This window comes from uncultured Planktosalinus sp. (assembly GCF_963973675.1).
Taxonomy (GTDB): Bacteria; Bacteroidota; Bacteroidia; order Flavobacteriales; family Flavobacteriaceae; genus Planktosalinus.
Window position 1 is genome coordinate 1 of sequence record NZ_CAXBAN010000111.1, and the last position, 7,547, is coordinate 7,547.

The window sequence follows — 7,547 nt, forward strand, 5'->3', positions numbered from 1 at the left end:
TTTAAAGTCACGGTTTTTCCTGCCACTTTTGATTTTTTAAGCCGGCGTTCAATTTCATCGGCGATGTCATTTAAACGTTCCAGCATAAAAATTTCTGAAGAGATATTTTCAAAAAAAGTGCGCTCGGCACCCAGTGATTTTTTAATGCGATTTGGTTTTACAGCACTTCTGTGAATCCCGCGTACTACATAATAGTAATAAGCACCGCTCTTTCCAAAGGTTTCAGTAAGATACTCCAGTGATTTACTTTTTAAATCCTTGCCCGTAAAAATGCCCAAATTGTACATTTTTTCCTGTGTCACTTTCCCCACCCCATAAAATTTTCTGATGTCCAAATTTTCAAGAAAATCCAAAACTTCTTCAGGCCCAATTGTTTTTTGGCCGTTGGGCTTATTGATGTCACTGGCTACTTTGGCGATAAACTTGTTGATGGAAATCCCTGCAGAGGCAGTCAATCCGGTTTCTTCAAAAATCTTTTGTCGAATTTCTTTCGCGATAAGCGTGGCACTGGGATTACCGGTTTTGTTTTCGGTCACATCGAGATAAGCCTCGTCAAGCGAAAGGGGTTCCACTAAATCAGTATATTCCAGAAATATTTTCCTGATTTTTTGAGAAACTTCTTTATACCGCTCAAAATTTGACCTCACAAAGATCAATTCAGGACATAACTTTTTTGCCAAAATGCTTGACATTGCACTGCGTACTCCAAATTTGCGTGCTTCATAACTGGCCGCCGCTACCACACCCCTGTCAGAACTTCCGCCCACAGCAATGGGTTTACCCCTCAAATCAGGGTTGTCCAGTTGCTCTACGGAAGCAAAAAAAGCATCCATATCCACGTGGATAATTTTTCTAATAGGAATTTCGTCGTACATCACACAAAAATACTGTAATTTTAGGTCTATGAAGAAAACAGCCATCATTTTAGGAGCAACTGGTTTAACAGGAAGTATTTTGCTCGACCTTTTATTAAAAGACACCCGGTATGAAAAAATAAAATTGTTTTCACGCAGTAGCGTTGACATCTCAAACCCCAAGATAGAAGAGCATCTCATCGATTTGTTTGAACTTGAAAAGCATAAAAAAGACTTTCAAGCCGATGAAGTTTTTTGTTGTATAGGCACCACCAAAGCCAAAACTCCTGATAATGAAACTTATAGAAAAATTGATTATGGCATTCCTTTCTCAGCTGCGAAATTGTGTAAAGAAAAAAATATCAACACATACATAGTTATTTCAGCAATGGGAGCCAACCCTGACAGTAAGGTTTTTTATAACAAAACTAAAGGCGAAATGGAACGCGATGTTATCAAACAAAACATTCAAAACACTTTTATTTTACAACCGGGACTAATAAGCGGAGAAAGGGATGAAAAACGATTGGGTGAATCGATTGCCAAATTCTTTTTCAACATATTGAATCCCATTATCCCTAAAAAATACCGTTCCATTTCGCCTGAAACTATTGCTAAATCGATGGTCGTTATTGCAAATCAAGGTTTCTCTCATACTCGTATTGAAAATCAAATCATCAAAGAAATTGCAAAAAATGCTTGAGATTGAACGTAAATTTTTAGTCACTTCTGAAACTTTTAAACTAGAAGCCATTAATCAAACCCGCATTGTGCAAGGATTTCTCAACACCCATCCCGAAAGGACCGTGAGAGTGCGCATCAAAGGTGATCAGGGATTTCTAACTGTGAAAGGAGTTTCCAACAAGGCAGGTACCATCAGAACCGAATGGGAAAAAACGATTTCAGTTCATGATGCTGAAGAATTGTTGCAACTATGTGAACCCGGAACTATTGACAAGACCCGATATGAAATTAAAGCAGGAAGCCATATTTTTGAAGTCGATGAATTCTTAGGCGAAAATGAAGGATTGATTATCGCTGAGATCGAATTAAAATCTGAAAATGAACCATTTCAAAAACCCCATTGGCTTGGAAAAGAAGTCACGGGAGATTTAAAATATTATAATTCGCAATTGAGTTTAAACCCTTTTAAAAACTGGAAATAGTCAACAACCCTCTTAGGGTTAACCAAAATTATTTTTATTATGAGACCACTAATTTTTCTTTTAATACCCTTTTTTGTTTTTTCGTGCAAACAAACTACTAATGAAACTTCTGAAAAAGATCCTTCAGTAGAAAAACTACCATCTGTAAGCTCTTTGAAAAAAGAACTTACTGAAAAAGGATTTTCTACTTTTGATTATATTGATGAAGCAACACAGGATACTGTATTGATGCAACAATACTTTATTGCTTTTCTTAAAAGAGGTAAGAATAGAACACAATCAAAAGAGATAGCAGACAGTTTGCAAAAACTTCATATGGAACATTTAGGCAGGATGTATGAAGAGGGGTTTGCAGATATTTCAGGACCCTTTGGCGATAATGGCGAAATAAGAGGCATTACTATTTATAACGTTCCCACACTACATATTGCAGATAGCCTGGCAAACCTAGACCCGATGGTCAAAGCCGGTCGACTGAAGATAGAAGTGCATCCCTGGTGGGCGGCTAAGGGTTTTATGTTGCGTTAAACATCTTTTTCTCCAAAAGAATATTCCCGCTCCACTTTACAAATTTTTATATCGTACCATTTGTACCAGTCTGATATGCCTTTTTGTTGGGCCAATAAGTGTTCGCTGTAGTTTTTCTAGTTGGCAATAGCCTCAAGACTTTCCCAATAACTTACTGTTATTCCAGTTTTATTTCGGGCACTTTCTAAGCCCTTGAATCCAGATTGCTTTTTTGCAAGCTGTACCATTTTTAAAGCCATTTCAATATAGTCTATATCGTTTTCATTTTTAAGTGAAGTAAAAATAACTGCATAATAGGGTTTGAAAATATTGCTCATCACTCTTTATAGATGCCTATGGTTAGTTCGCCTTGAGCGTTCATGGAAGCTCGGTACATTCCTGCAGTATTAAATTCTGCCACCATATTGCCATCTTTATCAATTGCAATAACACCACCATCACCTCCCAATGAAGGCACTTTTTTCTGAATGACTTCCCTAGCCGCTTCTTTAAGGCTTAGTCCTTTGTATTCCATCAAAGCTGAAATATCGTGAGCAACAACAGCTCGGATAAAAAATTCACCCCAGCCAGTGGAAGAAACAGCACAAGTGGCATTGTTTGCATAGGTTCCTGCACCAATTATGGGCGCATCGCCAATGCGGTTCCATTTTTTATTGGTCATACCGCCAGTTGAGGTTCCTGCTGCCAGATTGCCGTGTTTGTCAAGGGCAGCAGCACCTACGGTTCCAAATTTGGAATCTTTAATTAACGGATCAGTAAATGCAGACTTTGCATTGTGGTCTAATTGGGTTTTCTCAGAATCCTTGATTCGTTGTAAAGACTTAAATCGGTTTTCAGTATAAAAATAAGATGGATCTACCATTTCGATTCCTTGTTCGGAAGCAAACTGTTCTGCGCCGGCACCACTGAGCATTACATGAGGCGAATTTGTCATAACTTTTATGGCAAGTTCAATAGGGTTTTTAACGTGTGTAACTCCACTAACTGCACCGGCATCCTTGGTGTTCCCTACCATAACAGAAGCATCTAGTTCATTGGTTTCATGGTGGGTGAAAACAGCTCCCTTTCCGGCATTGAATAAGGGTGAATCTTCCATTATTTTAATGGTTTCTGCAATGGCTTCGAGGCTTGTGCCTCCGTTTTCCAAAATTTTGTGTCCCGTTATTATTGCTTTTTCTAAAACTTCTTTGTAAGCAGCTTCAAGTGAGTCGCTCATGTTTTCTTTTAAAATAGTACCTGCTCCTCCGTGAAGTACGATGCCAAAGTTACTTTTTGTACTATTTTCGTCGTTGATTGTTGTCTGTTTGTCGTTTTTTTGCTCAATTTTATATTCACAAGCACTAAAAAAGAGGGAAATAAATGTTAAAATTATAATTTTTCTCATAATCGAAGTTGTTAGTTTAAAAAATTAATAAATACGTATAAATACTGGTGCTTTGAAATGTTTTGTCATTTAAAATGTAAGAAAAAACTATTGAAAAATGTTGTAAAATCCGATGAAATGCAAAAAAAACAGGTTAAAATGTAAATTGTATTAAAAAATTACTTACATTTGGATTGTATTAATTCCCCAAAGTTAATACAAAAATAAGTTCCCAAACTTAACCTACTTTACTATGAAGACAAAATTACACGGACTATTAGTCTTAGCCATGCTTATCCTTTTTACATCTTGCTCCAAAGATGAAATCGATCAAGCAGATGATTTAAATTACGAAGTTGACTTAAACATCGTTCAGAAAAATGATTTTGAAATGTCAAATGACATTTTGCAATTAGTAAACGACCACAGAGCTTCTGTTGGTCTCAATCCTCTTACAATGGATCAACAATATGCCTCAGCTTATGCAGTCGATCATACAGATTACATGATTGCATTAAGTCAAATTAATCATGACAATTTTCATTTACGCTCAAAAGCACTTAAGGATAAAGGAGCTTCTCGAGTAGGTGAGAATGTAGCCTATGGTTATAATGATGCAGCTTCTGTTGTAAGTAGCTGGTTAAACAGCCCTTCTCACAGAGAAATTATAGAAGGTAATTACACCCATAGTGGTTTTGGTGTTTTTCAAGATCATAAAGGACGGTACTTTTTTACCCAGCTGTTTTATTTGAAATAAGATTCCTTTTTTAATTTTTCCCATTTTTATTTTTAGGATAGAACCATTTCCTGTATTTTTATGAAAAACTAAAAGTACAGGAAATGGCTATTCAAAAACCTTTTAATTTAAATGCCTGGATTGAAGAAAACAGGGATCTTCTTAAGCCACCTGTTGGCAACAAAAATCTCTACAAGGATGCAGGTGACTATATTGTAATGATTGTCGCAGGGCCTAACGCACGCAAGGATTATCACTACAATGAAACCGAAGAACTCTTTTTTCAGTTGGAAGGATCTATAAATGTCATCATACAGGAAGACGGTGAGCGAAAGGAGATGAAACTCAATGCGGGCGACATGTATCTTCACCCTGCCAAAGTGCCTCATTCACCCTCAAGAAGTGCCGGCTCTATAGGACTAGTAATTGAGCGCAAACGTGCCGGTAAAGGTTTTACAGACGGACTCCTTTGGTTTTGTGACAATTGCAATCACAAAATTCACGAAACCTATTTTGAACTGCACGATATCGAAAAAGATTTCCTTCCTCATTTCAAAAACTTTTATAATTCAAAAGAATTGCGCACCTGTTCAAATTGTGGTACTGAGATGGAAACAGACCCAAGGTTTACTAAGAGCGACAACTAGTTAAAACAAGTAACTTTTCTTTTCATTGGGGGTTGAAATTCATACCTTCGCAAAAACATTTTTAATTTTTTAGAAACAACAATTATGGCAACAACAGCTACTGCATTTGATATACAAGATGCGTTAGATCAACTAGGTATAAAACACACAAATTTAGGGACCTCAACAGGGTCCAATTGGTTTTCATCAGGTGAGGAAATTGCTTCCTATTCTCCTGCAGATGGTCAACTTATTGGAAAAGTAAAGACGACCTCTAAGGATGATTATGAAAAAGTAATGACCTCAGCAACCGAAGCTTTTAAAACCTGGCGCGTAAAGCCAGCTCCTTTGAGAGGTGAGGTGCTGCGTCAATTTGGTGACGAATTGCGCCGTTTGAAAGAGCCGCTTGGAAAACTGGTTTCTTATGAGATGGGTAAATCCTATCAGGAGGGTCTTGGTGAAGTTCAGGAAATGATCGACATCTGTGATTTTGCAGTGGGCCTTTCACGACAGCTGCACGGATTGACCATGCACAGTGAACGTCCCGGGCACAGAATGTATGAGCAATACCACCCGCTTGGCGTGGTTGGGATTATTTCTGCTTTTAACTTTCCCGTGGCTGTTTGGGCATGGAACACGGCTTTAGCCTGGATTTGTGGTGATGTGTGTGTTTGGAAACCCAGTGAAAAAACACCGCTTTGTGGTGTGGCTTGTCAAATTATAGCAGCGCGTGTATTTAAAAACAACAATTTGCCCGAAGGGATTTCCTGTTTAATTAACGGTGATTACAAGGTGGGCGAAATGATGACTACAGACAGACGCGTGCCTTTAGTTTCTGCCACCGGTTCTACCCGAATGGGTAAAATTGTAGGCAAGACTGTGGCTGAACGCTTAGGGAAAACCTTGCTTGAATTAGGTGGAAACAACGCAATCATTGTCACTCCTGATGCTGACATCAAGATGACTGTTATTGGTGCTGTATTTGGCGCCGTAGGAACTGCAGGTCAACGTTGTACCTCAACAAGAAGACTTATTATTCACGAATCGATTTATGATAAAGTAAAAGATGCCGTAGTAGCTGCTTACAAGCAACTGCGCATTGGAAATCCTTTGGATCAAAACAACCATGTGGGCCCTCTTATTGATACAGATGCTGTAAAAGCATATCAGGAAGCATTGGACCGTGTGGTAAAAGAAGGTGGAAAAGTGATTGTGGAAGGTGGTGTTTTAAACGGTGAAGGCTATGAAAGTGGCTGTTATGTAAAACCGGCTATTGCTGAAGCGGAAAACCACTATGAAATCGTTCAACACGAAACGTTTGCACCTGTGCTGTACCTTCTAAAATACAGCGGTGATGTACACAACGCACTCGACATTCAAAACGGTGTCAACCAAGGACTTTCTTCAGCTATTATGACTAACAATTTGCGAGAAGCAGAAGCTTTCCTCTCTCATGCCGGAAGCGACTGTGGAATTGCCAATGTGAACATTGGAACTTCAGGAGCTGAAATTGGAGGTGCCTTTGGAGGCGAAAAAGATACCGGCGGCGGTCGTGAAAGTGGAAGCGATGCCTGGAAAATCTATATGAGAAGACAAACAAACACGATAAATTATACGACTGAATTGCCTTTGGCTCAGGGTATAAAGTTTGATTTGTAAATATATATAAGAATAAATAAAACCCCCTCAAAATGAGGGGGTTTTATTTTTAAATACGTATTTTCATATTTAAAATTAGACTACTTTTGAGTCTATGAAAAACTTAATTTCAATTTTAGTTGTTTTAAGTATTTTAGCTTGCAATAATGACGATGATGGCATTGCCTGCACTCAGGAAGCCAGGGCAGGATTGAATGTCACGGTTAAAGATGCTGCAACAAACAATTATTTAGGCATTGGAACTACCGTTGTAGCTACTGACGGCAATTATTCTGAAGGCCTAGAATATATGGATGGCATTATACCCACATTTGCAGGTGCTTGGGAGAGGGAAGGAAATTATATCCTTACAATTTCGGCTGAAGGGTATGTGACTTTCGTTTCTGAAACAATCACAGTGACTTCAGATGAATGCCATGTGATTCCCCAGCAGGTGGAAGCTTTATTGCAGCCTGAATAAGTTTTAGAAACGGTATCCAATTCCCAAACCTCCGTGAAACTCAATCGCCTGAAAACGCTCTTTAACCTCGTCGCTGAAGTTTCTACCGAGGCTTCCGTATAGTGATACAATAAAGGAATTGCTGAAATTCCATTTGTAGCCTGAGCCCAGACCAA

General features: G+C 38.5%; 10 protein-coding genes. 7 read left to right on the forward strand and 3 right to left on the reverse strand.

Annotation, left to right across the window (positions count from 1 at the left end; translation table 11 throughout):
* On the reverse strand, positions 1 to 875 hold an 875-nt coding region (gene dinB, locus AACY61_RS05985; RefSeq protein WP_339610683.1), incomplete at its 3' end, for a DNA polymerase IV.
* Between the two features lie 28 nt (positions 876 to 903).
* Here dinB and AACY61_RS05990 point away from each other — a divergent pair.
* Genes AACY61_RS05990 through AACY61_RS06000 form a run of 3 tightly spaced genes read left to right on the forward strand, consistent with a single transcriptional unit; the run spans position 904 to position 2,548 of the window.
* Entirely contained in the window at positions 904 to 1,557 is a 654-nt protein-coding gene (locus tag AACY61_RS05990) for an NAD(P)H-binding protein (RefSeq protein ID WP_339610674.1), read from the forward strand.
* On the forward strand, positions 1,550 to 2,020 hold the full coding sequence (locus AACY61_RS05995) for a CYTH domain-containing protein (protein WP_339610675.1): 471 nt from the start codon (positions 1,550 to 1,552) through the stop codon (positions 2,018 to 2,020). Before AACY61_RS05990 ends, AACY61_RS05995 begins: the two co-directional genes overlap by 8 nt.
* A 39-nt stretch (positions 2,021 to 2,059) precedes the next feature.
* Positions 2,060 to 2,548 carry a hypothetical protein gene (locus AACY61_RS06000; RefSeq protein ID WP_339610676.1) on the forward strand — a complete coding sequence of 163 codons (489 nt, stop codon included), beginning with the start codon at positions 2,060 to 2,062 and terminating at the stop codon, positions 2,546 to 2,548.
* A 116-nt stretch (positions 2,549 to 2,664) separates the two neighbouring features.
* On the opposite strand, the gene AACY61_RS06005 is transcribed toward AACY61_RS06000, so the two are convergent.
* Positions 2,665 to 2,865 carry an antibiotic biosynthesis monooxygenase gene (locus AACY61_RS06005; protein ID WP_339610677.1) on the reverse strand — a complete coding sequence of 67 codons (201 nt, stop codon included), beginning with the start codon at positions 2,863 to 2,865 and terminating at the stop codon, positions 2,665 to 2,667.
* On the reverse strand, positions 2,865 to 3,932 hold the full coding sequence (locus AACY61_RS06010; protein WP_339610678.1) for an isoaspartyl peptidase/L-asparaginase: 1,068 nt from the start codon (positions 3,930 to 3,932) through the stop codon (positions 2,865 to 2,867). Before AACY61_RS06010 ends, AACY61_RS06005 begins: the two co-directional genes overlap by 1 nt.
* Positions 3,933 to 4,164: 232 nt before the next feature.
* Between AACY61_RS06010 and AACY61_RS06015 the strand changes: the two genes are divergently transcribed.
* From AACY61_RS06015 to AACY61_RS06030, 4 genes are all read left to right on the forward strand, one after another.
* Entirely contained in the window at positions 4,165 to 4,668 is a 504-nt protein-coding gene (locus AACY61_RS06015) for a CAP domain-containing protein (protein ID WP_339610679.1), read from the forward strand.
* 83 nt (positions 4,669 to 4,751) lie between these two features.
* Positions 4,752 to 5,294, forward strand: a complete 543-nt coding sequence (locus AACY61_RS06020) for a 3-hydroxyanthranilate 3,4-dioxygenase (RefSeq protein ID WP_339610680.1) — start codon at positions 4,752 to 4,754, stop codon at positions 5,292 to 5,294.
* Between the two features lie 84 nt (positions 5,295 to 5,378).
* Entirely contained in the window at positions 5,379 to 6,932 is a 1,554-nt protein-coding gene (locus AACY61_RS06025; protein WP_339610681.1) for an aldehyde dehydrogenase family protein, read from the forward strand.
* A 94-nt stretch (positions 6,933 to 7,026) separates the two neighbouring features.
* Complete coding sequence (locus tag AACY61_RS06030; RefSeq protein ID WP_339610682.1) at positions 7,027 to 7,392, forward strand: carboxypeptidase-like regulatory domain-containing protein; 366 nt, start codon at positions 7,027 to 7,029, stop codon at positions 7,390 to 7,392.
* Positions 7,393 to 7,547: the final 155 nt, after the last annotated feature.